At 75.5% G+C, this 14276-nt stretch carries 9 protein-coding genes; 2 read left to right on the top strand and 7 right to left on the bottom strand.

The window, feature by feature from the left end; translation table 11 throughout:
* Positions 1-3: 3 nt before the first annotated feature.
* A complete protein-coding gene (locus CFLA_RS11300; RefSeq protein ID WP_043599002.1) occupies positions 4-981 on the bottom strand; it encodes a DegV family protein in 978 nt (325 codons plus the stop codon).
* Complete coding sequence (leuS, locus tag CFLA_RS11305; protein WP_013117459.1) at positions 978-3926, bottom strand: leucine--tRNA ligase; 2949 nt, start codon at positions 3924-3926, stop codon at positions 978-980. The genes CFLA_RS11300 and leuS overlap by 4 nt, the downstream gene beginning before the upstream one ends.
* Before the next feature lie 36 nt (positions 3927-3962).
* Between leuS and CFLA_RS11310 the strand changes: the two genes are divergently transcribed.
* Positions 3963-5789 carry a helicase HerA-like domain-containing protein gene (locus CFLA_RS11310; protein WP_043599005.1) on the top strand — a complete coding sequence of 609 codons (1827 nt, stop codon included), beginning with the start codon at positions 3963-3965 and terminating at the stop codon, positions 5787-5789.
* 86 nt (positions 5790-5875) lie between these two features.
* On the opposite strand, the gene CFLA_RS11315 is transcribed toward CFLA_RS11310, so the two are convergent.
* From CFLA_RS11315 to CFLA_RS11335, 5 genes are all read right to left on the bottom strand, one after another.
* The gene (locus CFLA_RS11315) at positions 5876-6556 is read right to left on the bottom strand and encodes a metal-dependent transcriptional regulator (protein WP_013117461.1); all 681 of its coding nucleotides are present in this window, start codon (positions 6554-6556) and stop codon (positions 5876-5878) included.
* 19 nt (positions 6557-6575) lie between these two features.
* Positions 6576-8126, bottom strand: a complete 1551-nt coding sequence (locus CFLA_RS19055) for a D-alanyl-D-alanine carboxypeptidase family protein (RefSeq protein ID WP_013117462.1) — start codon at positions 8124-8126, stop codon at positions 6576-6578.
* Positions 8127-8254: 128 nt separating this feature from the next.
* The gene (locus tag CFLA_RS20670) at positions 8255-10246 is read right to left on the bottom strand and encodes a metallophosphoesterase family protein (protein ID WP_013117463.1); all 1992 of its coding nucleotides are present in this window, start codon (positions 10244-10246) and stop codon (positions 8255-8257) included.
* A gap of 111 nt (positions 10247-10357) precedes the next feature.
* The gene (locus tag CFLA_RS11330) at positions 10358-11152 is read right to left on the bottom strand and encodes an LLM class F420-dependent oxidoreductase (protein WP_013117464.1); all 795 of its coding nucleotides are present in this window, start codon (positions 11150-11152) and stop codon (positions 10358-10360) included.
* 50 nt (positions 11153-11202) lie between these two features.
* The gene (locus CFLA_RS11335; RefSeq protein WP_013117465.1) at positions 11203-12987 is read right to left on the bottom strand and encodes a hypothetical protein; all 1785 of its coding nucleotides are present in this window, start codon (positions 12985-12987) and stop codon (positions 11203-11205) included.
* 174 nt (positions 12988-13161) lie between these two features.
* Here CFLA_RS11335 and CFLA_RS11340 point away from each other — a divergent pair, with 174 nt between their 5' ends.
* Positions 13162-14223 (top strand): glutathione S-transferase family protein, encoded by a 1062-nt coding sequence (locus CFLA_RS11340; RefSeq protein ID WP_013117466.1) that lies wholly within the window; start codon positions 13162-13164, stop codon positions 14221-14223.
* Positions 14224-14276: the final 53 nt, after the last annotated feature.

The following is a 14276-nucleotide window of genomic DNA, read 5'->3' on the forward strand; positions in this document are numbered from 1 at the left end:
CGGTCAGCCGTCGGAGACGACGACCGCCAGCAGCCCGGGGCCGACGTGCGCGGCGAGCACGGCCCCCGCGTCCGCGACCAGCACGTCCTCGAGCGGGACCCCGGCGCCCGCGGCGACGTGCGCCGCCACCTCCTCGGCGACGTCCGACGGACCCACGTGGTGCACCGCGACCCGCGCACCGGGACGCTCCGCCAGCTCGACCAGCGCGAGCTGCTCGAGTCGCTCGCGCGCGGCGCGCCGCGTCCGGACCTTCTCGCTCACCACGAGCCGACCGTCCTGCACCGCCAGGATCGGCCGCAGCCCGAGCACCGTGCCGAGGGCCGCGGCCGCCGTCCCGAGCCGGCCGCCCCGGCGCAGGTGCTCCAGCGAGTCGACGAGGAACCACACGCGGGCGCTCTCGGCGACCGACGCGGCCACGTGGGCGACCTCCGCCGCGTCGGGCCACACCGGTGCCGGTCCGCCGCGGTGCACGCGGCGCGTCACCCAACGGCGCACGGCGCCGCCCACCCCGTCGTCGGGCTCGTCGGTCACGGGCGGCCGCTCGAGCGGCGTGCCGGCGCAGCGGGCGGCGGCGAGCGCCGCGAACCCCAGGCCGAGGGCCGCGGTCCGGGAGTCCACGACGCGCACGGGCACGGGGCTGACCGTCGCGGCCGTGCGGGCCGATCGCACGGTCCCCGACACCTCGCCCGACAGGTGCACCGAGACGATCTCGTGCGCGCCGGCCTCGGCCGCCCGCTCGTAGGCGGCCGCGAACGCCGACGGCGGCGGCTGCGAGGTCGTCACCTTGGCGCCACGCTCGAGCGCGTGCAGGAGCTGCTCGGGCGTGACGTCGACGCCCTCGGAGTACCTCGCCCCGTCGATGCTCACGTCGAGGGGCACGACCTGCAGCCCCGCCGCGCGCGCGAGCGCGGGCGGCAGGGCCGCGGTGGAGTCGGTGACGACCGCGACGCGTGGTGCGGGCGGCGTCGCGGCGCCGGTCAGGCCGGCACCACGTTGACGAGCCGCGGCGCGCGGACGATCACGGTCCGCACGTCACGTCCCGCGAGCGCGCGCTGGACGCCCGCGTCGGCGAGCGCCAGCTCGCGCAGCTCGTCCTCGCCCGCCGACGGCGCCACCTCCGCGCGGCCGCGCACCTTGCCCTGCACCTGGAACACGCAGGTCACGGTCTCCTCGACCAGATGCTGCGGGTCCGCCTGCGGGAACGTGGCGTGCACGACCGACCGCTCGTGGCCCAGCCGCGCCCAGAGCTCCTCGGCGATGTGCGGTGCGACGGGTGCCGTCATGACGACCAGCGCCTCGACCACGGAACGCGGCGCGCGCTCCAGCGTCGTGACGTGGTTGTTGAGGACGATGAGCTTGGCGATCGCGGTGTTGATCCGCATGCCCTCCATGTCCTCGCGCACACCCTCGATCGTGCGGTGCAGGACCCGCAGCGTCTCGGTCGACGGCGCGTCCTCGGTCACGACCAGCTCGCCGGTCGTCTCGTCGACGACGTTGCGCCACAGCCGCTGCAGGAACCGCTGCGCACCGACCACGGCGCGCGTCTCCCACGGCCGCGACAGGTCCAGCGGACCCATCGACATCTCGTAGACGCGCAGCGTGTCGGCGCCGTAGGCCTCGTACATCTCGTCGGGCGACACGGCGTTCTTCAGCGACTTGCCGATCTTCCCGTACTCCCGGTGGACGGGCTCGCCGTTCCACCGGAAGCCGGTCGGCGACGCCTCGTCCTCGACGACCTCGGCCGCGGGCACGTACACGCCGCGCTCGTCGGTGTAGGCGTACCCCTGGATGTAGCCCTGGTTGAACAGCTTGTGGAACGGCTCGGCGCTGCGCACGTGGCCCAGGTCGTACAGCACCTTGTGCCAGAAGCGCGCGTACAGCAGGTGCAGCACGGCGTGCTCCACCCCGCCGACGTACAGGTCGACGCCGCCCGTCGAGCCCTCGGCCTGCGTCCCGTGACCGGGGCCCATCCAGTAGTCCTCGAGGGCGGGGTCGACCAGCGCGTCGTCCGAGCGCGGGTCGAGATAGCGCAGGTGGTACCAGCACGAGCCCGCCCAGTTGGGCATCGTGTTGGCGTCGCGGCGGTAGCGCCTCGGGCCGTCGCCCAGGTCGAGCTCGACGTACAGCCAGTCGGTGTTGCGGCCCAGCGGCGGCTCGGGCTCGGAGGTCGCGTCGTCCGGGTCGTAGGTGCGCGGCGAGAAGTCCGGCACCTCGGGCAGCTCGACGGGCAGCGCCGAGGCAGGCAGCGCGATGGGCGTGTCGTCCTCGTCGTAGACGACGGGGAACGGCTCGCCCCAGTAGCGCTGGCGGCTGAACAGCCAGTCGCGCAGGCGGTAGGTGATCGTGCGCTCCCCGACGCCGTGCTCCTCGAGCCAGGCCACGATGCGCTCCTTGGCCGTCGGCACGTCCAGGCCGTCGAGCGAGACCTCGTCGTTGGCGGAGTTGATGATCGCGCCGTCGCCGGTGCGTGCGCCGGGGGCGGTGCCCTCGGGCGCGTCCACGGTGTACACGACCGGCAGCCCGAAGGCCTGGGCGAACTGGAAGTCGCGCTCGTCACCGCCCGGGACGGCCATGATCGCGCCCGTGCCGTAGCCCATGAGCACGTAGTCCGCCGTGAAGACCGGCAGCAGCTCGCCGTTGACCGGGTTGGTCGCCAGGTGGCCGGTGAACACACCCGTCTTGCGGCCGGCGTCCTGCTGCCGCTCGAGCGCGGTCTTCGCGGCGGCCTCGCGGCGGTAGTCGGCGACGGCGTCCGTCGGCGAGGAGTGCCCGCCCGTCCAGGCGCTCGACGTGCCGTCGGGCCACTGCGCCGGCACCTCGTCCAGCAGCGGGTGCTCGGGCGAGACGACGAGGAACGTGGCGCCGAACAGCGTGTCGGGGCGCGTCGTGAACACCTCGAGCTGCTCCCCGCCCTGCACGGCGAACCGCACGCGTGCACCGGTCGAGCGGCCGATCCAGTGCCGCTGCATCGCCTTGACCTTCTCGGGCCAGTCGATGCGGTCCAGGTCGTCCGTCAGGCGGTCGGCGTACGCCGTGATGCGCATGTTCCACTGGCGCAGGCTGCGCTGGAACACCGGGAAGTTGCCACGCTCGGAGCGGCCGTCGGCCGTGACCTCCTCGTTGGCCAGCACGGTGCCCAGGCCGGGCGCCCAGTTGACGGGCGTCTGCGACAGGTACGCCAGCCGGCGCGAGTCGACGACCCGGCGGCGGGTGGCCGCATCCAGGTCGGTCCACGTCGCACCGGGCTCGACGCCCTCGACGTCCGTGGGCAGCGCGCGGGTGCCGGCCTCGTACTCGGCGACCAGCTCGGACACCGGCCGCGCCCGCCCGGTGCCGCCGTCGGGGCGCACCGCGTCCTCGTCGTACCAGGACTCGAAGATCTGCAGGAAGATCCACTGCGTCCAGCGGACGTAGTCGGGGTCGATCGTCGCGAACGAGCGGCGCGGGTCGTGGGCCAGGCCGAGACGACGCAGCTGGCGCTGCATGATCTCGATGTTCGCCTCGGTGGTCACCCGCGGGTGCCGGCCGGTCTGGACCGCGTACTGCTCGGCGGGCAGGCCGAACGCGTCGAACGCCAGGGCGTGCAGCACGTTGTCGCCGCACATGCGTCGGAACCGGCCCACGACGTCCGTGGCGATGTAGCCGAGCGGGTGCCCGACGTGCAGCCCTGCGCCCGACGGGTACGGGAACATGTCCATGACGAAGAACGGGCGTGCCGCGGGGTCGGCGTGCCGCCCCTCGCCGTCGGTGAGCTCGCCGACCGGGTTGGGCGTGAAGTACGTGCCGCGCTTCTCCCACTCGTCCTGCCAGCGGAGCTCGATCTGCTCGGCGAGGGCGGCCGTGTAGCGGAAGGGGACGTCGTCGGGGGCCGGGGTCGGGGACTGGTCGCTCACCGGGGAATCGTACCGACGCGAGGCGGCGCCCATGTCCGCACCGCCCCCCGCGTCCCTAGGATGCGACCCATGGCCGACAGCACGCAGCAGACACCGGAGGCCGCGCGCCTCGCCGAGCTCGAGGCCCAGGCCGCGCGGGCCGCCGCCGACGCCGCCGAGGCGCGGGCGCAGGCCGCGGAGGCGCAGGCCGCGGCCGCGGCCGCGGCCGCCGAGCTCGCGGCCGCTCGCCAGACCGCCGGTACCGCACCCGGCGCTGCCCCCACGTCGGACGCCGGGCCGGCGTCGCACACGGGGGGGACGGCGGCGTCACCCGCCCCCGAGGCGCCGACGGCCCCGGCGGACGCCACCTCCGTGCTCGCGCGCACCGTCACCGCGGGGTACACGTTCGAGGGCCCGGTGCTGCCGCTGGGCGTGCTGCTCGAGGACGGCAGCCCCGTCCGCGCCGCCCGGGTGGGCCTGCCCCTCGGGATGCTCAACCGGCACGGGCTCGTCGCCGGCGCGACGGGCACGGGCAAGACCCGCACGCTGCAGCTCATGACCGAGGGCCTGAGCACCGCCGGCGTGCCGGTCTTCGTCGCCGACGTCAAGGGCGACCTCACCGGGCTGGCCGAGGCCGGCGCGTCCTCGGAGAAGCTGCTCGCGCGCACCACCGCCCTGGGCCAGGACTGGACGCCGACGGCGTTCCCGGTCGAGCTCTACGCGCTGGGCGGGCTGGGCGACGGCGTGCCCGTGCGGACCACCGTCACGGACTTCGGGCCCCTGCTGCTCGCCAAGGTCCTGGGCCTGAACGCCACGCAGGAGTCGAGCCTCGGGCTCGTGTTCCACTGGGCCGACCAGCAGGGCCTCGCGCTGCTCGACCTGGCCGACCTGCGCACGACGCTCCAGTGGCTGACGAGCGACGAGGGCAAGGCCGAGCTCAAGGGCATCGGCGGGCTCTCGTCCGCCACCGCAGGTGTGATCCTGCGGGAGATCGTCGCGCTGCAGGGTCAGGGCGCCGACGCGTTCTTCGGCGAGCCGGCGTTCGAGGTGAGCGACCTGCTGCGCACCGCGGCCGACGGCCGGGGCGTGGTCTCGGCGCTCGAGCTGCCCGCGGTGCAGGACCGTCCGGCGCTGTTCTCGACGTTCCTCATGTGGCTGCTGGCCGAGCTGTTCGAGGTGCTGCCCGAGGTCGGCGACCTCGACAAGCCCCGCCTGGTGTTCTTCTTCGACGAGGCGCACCTGCTGTTCACGGACGCGTCGAAGGACTTCCTCGCCGAGGTCGTGCGCACCGTGCGACTCATCCGTTCCAAGGGCGTCGGCATCGTGTTCGTCACGCAGAGCCCGAAGGACGTCCCGGCCGACGTGCTCGCGCAGCTCGGCAGCCGCGTGCAGCACGCGCTGCGCGCGTTCACGCCCGAGGACGCGAAGGCCCTGCGCGCCGCGGCGCGTACGTACCCCTCGTCGGACTACGACCTCGAGCAGGTGCTGCAGCAGCTCGGCACCGGTGAGGCGGTCGTCACGGTCCTGAGCGAGAAGGGCGCACCGACGCCCGTCGCGTGGACCCGGCTGTACGCGCCGCGCGCGTCGATGGCGCCCGCGCCGGCGAGCACCGTGCAGGCGACGATCGCGGCCTCCTCCGGCGCGGCCCGGTACGCGAGCCCGGTGGACCGCGAGTCCGCGCACGAGCTGCTGACCGCCCGCATGGCGCGCTCCGAGACGGCGCGGGCGCAGGCCGCGGCCGAGCAGGAGGCACAGCAGGAGGCGGCACGGAAGGAGAAGGACGAGCAGCGCAGCGCCCGCACGACGACGCGGTCGCGCTCGAGGGTCAGCAAGCCTCTCGACAGCTTCCTGCGCTCGGCCGGGACGCAGCTCGGCAGGGAGATCACGCGCACGATCTTCGGCACGCGTCGCCGCTGAGCGGCCGGCCGACCGGGCCGCGTGCCGCGGGCCGCACGGGCCGGTCGTCCCCGGGCCGGTCGCGCCCCGGGCCGGTCGTGCCCGGCTCAGTCCCGCGCGGACAGCCAGATCGCACTCGCCGCGACCTCGCCCAGCTCGACGCTGTCGGCCCGCCCGGCGACCTGCACGCTCACGACGCCGGTGACAGCGCGCCGCTCGACGAGCGTCACGTGCGCGTCGAGCACGAGCCCGACGCCCTCGAGGTAGCGCAGCAGCTCGGGGTCCGCGTCGGAGATCCGCGCGACGCGGTACTCCCCCGTCGCGACCCGCCACATCACGTGCGCGTCGGGCAGGTGGACCGTGCCGTCGGCCGCCGGGATCGGGTCGCCGTGGGGATCGCGGTCCGGGTGGCCGAGCAGGTCCGCGACCCGCTCGACGAAGCGGTCGCTCACCGCGTGCTCGAGCACCTCGGCCTCGTCGTGGACCTCGTCCCAGCCGTAGCCGAGCTTCTCGACGAGGTACGTCTCGAGGAGGCGGTGGCGCCGCACCATCGCGACGGCGTGCGCGCGTCCGGAGGCCGTGAGCTCGACGGCGCCGTAGGGCCGGTGCGACACCAGGCCCGCGTCGGCGAGCCGCTTGACCGTCTCGGAGACGGTCGACGGACCGACGCCGAGGCGGCTCGCGAGGAGCTTGGTGGTCACGGGGACGTCGGACCACTCCTGCGCACCCCAGATGACCTTGAGGTAGTCCTGGCTCACCGCGGACAGGGTGGCAGCGCTCGTGGACACGTCACCCAGGGTAGAGGGCTCAGGACCCGTCGACGCTCCAGTGCCACGGCTCGCCCGGCAGGTTCTCCAGACCGTAGGCGCCCGCGTGCTCGACGAGCCAGGCGTACGCCGCCGAACCCGCGGTCAGGGACCGCCCGCCGGACGTGAGGTCGACCGCGAGGCCGCGCTCGTGCCGCGAGCTGCCGGGCCGCGCGGTGCTCGGTCGGCACGCGGAGGCCGGCTTGTCGTACACGTCGGCGTCGCTCGGCCCGCAGTGCGCACGCCGGAGCGCGACCTGCTGCTCGGGGCTGCGCCACCCGCCCCCGTGCAGCTCGATGCCGTCGGCGCGCGCCGCTGCCACCATGGCGTCCAGGGCCTCGGCGAGGCACGGGTGGACGACGATGCCGCTGCGGGTGCGTACCACGTCGCCGGCGGCGACCGGCCCGTCGACGTCGTCGCAGTCGGTCGGCTGCACGCCCGTCGGCACGAGCGCCTCCGGGACCGCGACCTGCCAGAGCACCTCGCCGTTGGGGGCGACGAGCAGCACCGCGCTCTCCTCCACCACGAGCCGCGCCCCCGGCCGGCCGGCGGTGCCGGACCGCCACACGGCCGCACCGGCGGCGTCGAGGAGCACGAGGTCACCGTCCTCCTGCACGCGCGCGGTGACGCCCCCGACGGTCGACGACGACCAGATCGGCGCGCCGTCCCACGTCGCGACCAGCGCACCCGCCGTCACGCGCACACCGAGGTGCCCGGACGGCGAGCCGAGCGACGCCTCGCCCGCGAGCGCACCCGTCGCATCGAGCCCCGAGGGTCCGATGGGCCTGCCCGCGTCCCACACGGGCGCACCGTCGGCACCGAGCAGCACGAGGTTCCCGTCGTCCTGGAGCAGGAGCGACACCGCCCCGCGCCCCGCGGTGCGGCTGCGCCACACGGGGTCGCCGTCGGCGTCCACCGCCACGAGATTGCCGTCCGCACGCAGCTCGAGGGCGACCGCCGGGTCGGCCTCGGCGCCGTCGCCGGCCGGCGGCGCCCACCGCACGGTGCCGTCGGGTCCGCGCAGCTGCACACCGGAGTCCGGGTCGACGTGCAGCAGGTGGCGCCCGTCCGGCGACGACAGCACGACGTCCCCCGCGATCCTGCCGGGGCCCACGAGGACCGAGGGCGCCAGCGCCGTGCCGCTCCCCCACACGGCCGTGCCGTCCGCCGCCTCGACGACGACCTCGCCGTCGTCGCGCAACCGCAGCGCGCCGCCCGAGCCCACCGTGCCGGTGCTCCACAGCACGGCGCCGTCGGGGGCGACGAGGCGTACGTCCCCCGACGCGTCGGCGACGAGCGTCGCGCCGGCCACGCCGCGGCCGGAGGACCAGCGCACGATCGCGTCGGTCACGTCGCCCGTGACCGCGTACAGGCCGAGCGCGCCGTCCGGCTGCACGACGAGCACGTGACCGCCGCCGGCGGCGAGCAGGGCCTGGCCCGGCGCGAGCTGCTCGCCGGGGCGCAGCACGTCCTCGCCCGGTCCGGCGGCCGCGGGCACCGCGAGGGCCGACGCCAGCACGGCTGCCACGACCGTGGCCCCCACACGTCGCACGTGCACTCCCCCCGGCGTGCGCCGCGCATGCCGTGTGCCGGGCGCGTGCGCACCGTCCCAGGCGACCACCGGCCGCGCGGTGCCCGCAAGGGCGGATCGGGCACTTCATCCGGTCCCCGCGGGCAGACTCAGCCCTCGTCCGCGTCGGGGCCGGGACCGTCGGGGAGGATCCCGTCGGGCAGGATCCCGTCAGGGAGGATCCCTGCGGCGTCGCCGGCCGGCACGTCGTCGTCCGCCGTCGGCTCGACCGTCGGCCCCCCCTCGACGTCCGGCGCGAAGCCGGGGACCTGCAGACGCGGCCACGGACGGGGTGTGTCCACCGTCACCGAGCCGTCGGGCGCGACGCGCACGAGCTGGTGCTCGACGACGCGCCGCTGCACGGGGTCGAAGCGCAGCACCGTCATCTCGGCGACGCCGCGCAGCGGCCCCACGGTGGGTTGGTTGAGGGTGGCCCCGGCCGTGCTCGACGAGACGTACCGCACCCCGAGCCCGACCTGCTCGGGACCGAGCCGCCGGTGGTAGTGCCCCGACACCTGTGCGGGCACGCACCCGGTGTCGAGCGCCTGCTCGCCGACGGCAGGCGTGTGGATGAGCAGCAGGTCGACGTCGCCGTCGTCGCACGCGACGTCCGCGAGGCGGCGCCCGGCCTCGGCGGGCGTCTCCGCACCGGCCGACGCGGTGCCGCCGGCGCCGACGCGCGTCGCGCTCGCGTCGCTGTCGCCCAGGATGCGGACCCCGGCGACCTCGACGACCGACCCGTCGAGCACGGTCGCTCCCGCGCGTGCGTAGTTCGCGGTGGTCTCCCGCGAGTCGTGGTTGCCCGGGGAGGTCACGAGCGCGACGCCGGAGGGCACGGCGCGCGCGAACGACGTCACGCAGTACTGCTCGACGGACGTCCCGTTCATCGTGGTGTCGCCCGCGTCGAGCACCGCGTCGGCGTCCGCGAGCTCCGCGAGCCGCCCGATGAGCGGGGCCATACCGACGTTGCAGTGCAGGTCGGAGACGACGACGAGCACCACGGGATCGACGGGCTCGCCGCGAGGGCTCGGGGACGGGGTGGCCGTGCCGGGCGGCGCGGCCGGCGCCTGCGCGTCGGGGACGTCCGCACCCGACGCGTCGGCCCCGTCCGCAGCGGACGGCTCCTCGGCGACCTCGTCGTCGACGGTCACGTCCCCGCCCTCGGCCTCACGGGGTCCCTGCGCCGCGGCGGCACGCTCGGCCGCGGCACGCGCGACGGCGTCCTGCTGCGCGCGCAGGGTCGCGCGGTGCGCGACGTCGTTCTCCCAGTCCTGCCACGCGACGACCAGCGCGTCCTGCGCGCCGCGGTAGAAGTCCTCGTTCTGCCGCCACGCGTCGACCGCGTACGTGCCGTAGGTGTCGATGACACCGCCGAGCCGCCCGGTCACACGTGCGCCCGCCAGGGGCGTGCCCTCGAAGACCGCGGTGGCGGCCTGCCGCGCCTGCGGTCGGTCGCCCGGTGCGACGCTCGACGTCAGCACGGTGCCCCCGAGCACGACCGCGAGACCGGCCGCGCACAGCGGGCGGGCGTGCACCGCGAGCCGGTCGACGAGCTCGTGCCGACGGTCGGGGCCCAGCAGCCGGCGCAGCAGCAGCCACCCGGCCAGCAGCGCCGCGAAGGCTCCGACGGACCGCAGCGCCGCGTCCCGGACCAGCGCGAACGCGACGTCCTGCACGGCAGCCGCAGGCCCGGAGAAGAACGCGACGTACGCGCTGAGGTCCTCGCTGAGAGCCTCGAGGGTGCGCGCCTGCCCGAGCTCGGTGACGTCCGCCGGGATCTCCTTGACGGTGGCGCGCACACCCAGCGTCGCCGGCAGCGGCGAGTCGACCTGGAGCGTGCCGAGCGGGCCGAAGTCGACGGTGACGGTCGCGTCCGTCGTGACGTCGTAGCGCGTGACGTGCGGGCCCAGCGCCGCTTCGACCGACGCGGTGGTCACACCGAACAGGAGCGCGACGAGCACGCCCGCGAGCACCACACCGACGAACGGGCGCCACCCGCGCTGCGGGCGCCACCGACGGGCGGCCCGCGCGGTGCGGGCCGCCCCGCGCAGGATCCGCACGTGCCGACGAGAGGTCGGTGCGTGCGTGGTCGGTCCGGTCATCGCGTCCGAGCGTAGGCGCGCCTGCGCGCGCGGGCCTCGTCGTCGCAGGTCGGCGGCGCGAGTCTCACCCGCGGGGCCACCCGGGGTCGACTCGGCGGGGTGCGGGCACCGTCAGCGCTCCAGGGCGTCGCGCCAGCGGACCCACTGCGCCACCGTCGACAGGTCGTAGTCCGGCCCGTCGACGCCGAGCGTCAGCAGCCGGGCACCGGCGTCCAGCAGCGCGTCGCCGACCTCGCGCGGGTCGGCGCCGTCGACGCCGACCGACCGGGTGACCAGCGACGCCGTGTCGCGTCCGACCGCCGCCCCGTGCTCGTCGAGGACCGCGCTCTTGCGGCGCAGCGTCTCGACGTCGCCGAAGGAGTGCCAGACGTCCGCGTGCTCGGCGACGATCCGCAGCATCTTGCGCTCACCGCTGCCGCCGACCATCACGGGGATGTCGCGCGTCGGCGCCGGGTTCATCGCCGCCCAGCGTGCCCGGATCCGCGGCAGCGCCTGTGCGAGGTCCGCGATACGCGACCCCGCCGTGCCGAACTCGTACCCGTACTCGGTGTAGTCCCGCTCGAACCAGCCCGCACCGATGCCCAGGATCAGCCGGCCGCCGCTGATGTGGTCGACGGTGCGCGCCATGTCGGCGAGCAGCTCGGGGTTGCGGTACGAGTTGCAGGAGACGAGCGCGCCGATCTCCACGCGGCTCGTCTGCTCCGCCCACGCCCCGAGCATCGTCCAGCACTCGAAGTGCTTGCCGTCCGGGTCGCCGCTGAGGGGGAAGAAGTGGTCCCAGTTGAGGACGACGTCGACGCCGAGGTCCTCGGCGCGCAGCACCGCGTCGCGGATCTGGGCGTAGTCGGCGTGCTGGGGCTGGATCTGGACGCCGACGCGCACGCCGGACGAGGAGCTCGTGGTCACCGGGCCACGCTAGCCGGGGGCCGCGGCCCGGGCGCGGCGTCCGGGCAGGGTCACTGGTACGTCACGAGGTCCGGCACGGGCTGCACCTGGTACGTCTGGACGGGGTCGAGCATCGGCACGTCCTCGTCGTAGAAGTTCTTCCAGCCCCAGTGCACCGGCGGTGCGCCGTTGCGCAGCGTCGCCCACGTGCCGGCCTTCGCGGGCTGGCTGCCCTGCCCGTCGACGTGGATGAGCGGTGCGAGCTCGTCGTGCGACGTGTCGAGCCGCTCACGCTCGCCGATCATCCGCAGCGAGAACTGGTGCAGCACGAACATCTTCTGGGGCAGCGCGTTGTCCCGCGTGAGCTGTGCGAGCCACGCGGCAGTCGCGTTGACCTCGTCGATGCCGACCGTGCCGATCTGGCGCAGGTGCACCTGGTCGGGCGCGAGCCGCCACTCCGGGTCCAGCGCGAGACCGACGTGCGGCAGAGCGAGCAGCTCGGCGTACGCCTGCGCCTGCGTGACGAAGTCCTGGCGTCCGGGCTGCAGGTCGAGCACGACGTACTGGCCGGCTGCGCCCGCCGCGTCGACGAGCGGACGCAGGTCGGCCACAGCCCGCTTGCGCGAGTAGCTGCCGTCGGGCTCGGGCCCCGCGGACGCGATCGTCGCGATGATCTCCACCGCGGGGACCACGGTGTCGCCGGTCAGCGCGCGGTAGGGCGCGGCGTGCTGCTCGGCACGCGCGACCGTCGCCGGGACGTCCTGCTCCCCCAGCACGCCGAGGGCGGACGAGCCAGGCGTCCCGTAGAGGGCGACGTACTTCGTGCCGGGCAGCCCGGGCGCGGTCGGGAAGACGAGCTGGCCGCCGCCGGGCAGCTCGACGCCGGTGCGCGCGGTCGCGGTGCGCGCGGCGAGCCGCTCGGGCGTGCCGAAGCTCTCGCCGAACGCCAGCACGGCCGTCGGCGCGGCGGCCGCGACGGCCTGCACGGTTCCCGACGTCGCCCTCGGGTCTCCGCCGGGCACGTCGAGGACCTCGACGTCCAGGGCGCGGGCGGTGGCGACGGCGGCGAGCGGGAGCGTGGAGTCGACGAACACGACGACGCCCTCGGCCGCGACCGGTGACGTCGGCGGCAGCGACGCCGGGCCGCTCGGACCGCGGCCCGCTGCGGCCGTGGCGTCCGTCGCGGTCCTCCCGGGGGCGTCGGAGGTCGGTGCGGCGGCACCGTCGGCGGGCGCGTCGCCGACGGCCGCGTCGTCCGCCGGTGCCGGTGCGGCCACCAGCACCGCAGGACGCGGTCGCGCGAGCGCGCGCACGGCCGCGGCCTCGCCGCCGGGCGCCACCGCGACGACGTCGCCGAGATCGTGCCCGACGACCGCTGCGAGCGTGTCGGCGTCCGCACCCGCGGGCGTGCGCACCGCGACGACGTCCGCGGGGACCGCCTCCTGGGCGACGTCGCCGACGAGAAGCACGTGCTGCGTGCCGAGACGCCCGAGCTCATCGGCCACCTCCACCCCGTCACCGGTCAGCAGCATCGGCGCACCCGTCGCCACGGCCGCGGTGGACGCGGTCAGCACGGCCGCCGTGTCCCCGCCCGGCGCCACGACTGCGACCGGCGCCGAGGTGAGCAGCGCTGCGGACGTCGCGAGCGCGGCCTGCGCGTCGCCGCCCACGACGACGGACGCTGGCGGCGGCGTGCCGGGCGCGGCGCTCACCGGTGAGGGAGCGGGGGTCGCGGTGACCGCCGGCGTGCTCGTCGGTGTCTGGTCCGTGCCCCACGTGCACGCCGCGAGCAGCGCGACGACGAGAGCGCCCGTCGCCGCCGTCGCGCGCCGTCGCGCGCGGTGGACGTCCTGCATGCCGTGCACCCTCCCCGACGGTCGGACGGCGGGCTCGCCGCGGTCCGCCACTGTAGGCAGGTCGGGCACGGCCGCGCCTCCCACGAACCGGTGCAACCCGGGAGGGATCGCCCCGCAGCCAGCGCCGGACGGGTGCCGCGACCTGCACGGACGCCGCCGGCGAGGCATCATCCGATGATGGACGAGTCCCCCGCCCCGCCCACCGACGGCCGCAGCGCCCACGACCGCCCCGGCGTGTACTCCACGCCCGGCGCCGAGTTCGAGCGCGACACGCGTTACCTCACGACCCGCATCACCACCGACGGGCGCGACGGCTGGCCCGTCGAACCCGGCCGCTACCGCCTCGTGGTGTCGCGCGCGTGCCCGTGGGCCAGCCGCGCCGTCGTCGTGCGTCGCCTGCTGGGCCTGGAGGACGCGCTGTCGATGGGGATCTGCGGCCCGACGCACGACGAGCGGTCGTGGACCTTCGACCTCGACCCCGGCGGTGTCGACCCCGTGCTGGGGATCGAGCGGCTGCGAGACGCGTACGTGCGCCGCCAGCCGGACTACCCGCGCGGCATCACGGTGCCGGCGATCGTCGACGTGCCGTCGGGTGCCGTCGTCACCAACGACTTCCCGCAGATCACCCTCGACCTGACGACGCAGTGGACCGCGCACCACCGGGCCGGCGCCCCCGACCTGTACCCCGACGCGCTGCGCGACGAGATCGACGAGGTCGCCGAAGAGATCTATCGTGACGTCAACAACGGCGTCTACCGCTGCGGGTTCGCCGGCTCGCAGGAGTCGTACGACCGCGCGTACGACCGGCTGTTCGCCGGCCTCGACCGGCTCGAGGACAGGCTGACCGGCCGGCGGTACCTCGTGGGCGACACGATCACCGAGGCGGACGTCCGGCTGTTCACCACGCTCGTGCGCTTCGACGTGGTGTACCACGGGCACTTCAAGTGCAACCGCAACCGGCTCACGGAGATGCCCGCCCTGTGGGCGTACGCCCGCGACCTGTTCCAGACCCCCGGGTTCGGCGACACGGTCGACTTCGTCGACATCAAGCGTCACTACTACGAGGTCCACCGCGACATCAACCCGTCGGGCATCGTGCCGCGGGGCCCTCTGCTGGGCGGGTGGCTCGCGCCCCACGGGCGCGAGGCGCTGGGTGGCCGGCCGTTCGGCGACGGCACGCCGCCCGGCCCGGTGCGTGACGACGAGCGAGTGCCGCAGGGTCACGGCGCGGGCTGACACGGGCAGGCACGACGTCGGTACCGGGTCCGGCGTCCACCACGGCCCGCGCC

Origin of the sequence: Cellulomonas flavigena DSM 20109, from assembly GCF_000092865.1 — a bacterium.
Classification (GTDB): Bacteria; Actinomycetota; Actinomycetes; order Actinomycetales; family Cellulomonadaceae; genus Cellulomonas; species Cellulomonas flavigena.

Excerpts from the sequence above, each read along its gene's own strand:
- leuS (WP_013117459.1), bottom strand. The coding sequence starts at position 3,926 with ATGGGCGCCGCCTCGCGTCGGTACGATTCCCCGGTGAGCGACCAGTCC.
- CFLA_RS11310 (WP_043599005.1), top strand. The coding sequence starts at position 3,963 with ATGGCCGACAGCACGCAGCAGACACCGGAGGCCGCGCGCCTCGCCGAG.
- CFLA_RS20670 (WP_013117463.1), bottom strand. The coding sequence starts at position 10,246 with ATGACCGGACCGACCACGCACGCACCGACCTCTCGTCGGCACGTGCGG.
- CFLA_RS11335 (WP_013117465.1), bottom strand. The coding sequence starts at position 12,987 with ATGCAGGACGTCCACCGCGCGCGACGGCGCGCGACGGCGGCGACGGGC.
- CFLA_RS11340 (WP_013117466.1), top strand. The coding sequence starts at position 13,162 with ATGATGGACGAGTCCCCCGCCCCGCCCACCGACGGCCGCAGCGCCCAC.